Origin of the sequence: Corallococcus sp. CA053C (assembly GCF_003611675.1) — a bacterium.
Lineage (GTDB): Bacteria > Myxococcota > Myxococcia > Myxococcales > Myxococcaceae > Corallococcus.
The window spans coordinates 1-871 of sequence record NZ_RAWA01000815.1; the positions used below are offsets into that span (position 1 = coordinate 1).

The window sequence follows — 871 nt, forward strand, 5'->3', positions numbered from 1 at the left end:
GGCGAGCGAGTGTGGCTGACCACCAAGGGCCCGCTGCGCGACGACGCGGGCGAGGTGTTCGGCCTCTTCGGCGTCAGCCGCGACATCACCCAGCGCCGCTGGGCCGAGGAGGAGGTCCGCAGGCACTCCGAATTCCAGGAGCACCTGATGGGCATCATCAGCCACGACATCCGCAGCCCGCTGGGCGCCATCATGAACTGGTCGCGCGTGCTCGCGGCCGGCGGCCCCGCGGAGGAGACGGCGCGCACCAGCCAGCGCATCGCCACCGCGGCGGTGCGCATCGAGCGGCTGACGCGCCTGCTGCTGGACTTCACCCGCGCGCGGCTGGTGGGCGGCGTCGTCATTGAACCGCGCGGCACCGACACCCAGGAGCTCTTGTCCAAGGTGGCGCACGAGTTCCGCGTCGCCTTCCCCCAGCGCCACATCGTCCTGGAGCACAAGGGCAACACGCAGGGGCAGTGGGACCCGGACCGGCTGGCCCAGGTGGTGTCCAACCTGATGGAGAACGCCCTCAAGTACGGCCCGCCGGAGGCGCCCGTGCGCCTGTCCACGCGCGGCCTGCGCAACAAGGTCGTGGTGGAGGTCCACAACCAGGGCCGCCCCATCCCGGAGGCCCTGCTGCCCCACCTCTTCGAGCCCTTCCGTCAGGGCCCGCAGACGACGCGCACCCTGAAGATGAGCTACGGCCTGGGGCTCTACATCGTGCGCGAAATCGTCCACGCCCACGGGGGCACCATCGAGGTCGCCTCCACGGAGGCGGACGGCACCACCTTCACCGTCACCCTGCCGCGTGGAAGCGGTGTCTCGGCTGCACGAGCTCCTGAAGGATGCCACTCCAGCGGTCCAGACCCGGGTGCTCTCCATCCTCACG

1 protein-coding gene is annotated in these 871 nt (G+C 70.7%); it reads left to right on the plus strand.

The annotated features are described in order from the left end of the window. Positions 1-871: PAS domain-containing sensor histidine kinase (locus D7V97_RS43365; RefSeq protein WP_233583625.1), on the plus strand; the 871-nt coding region annotated here is incomplete at both ends.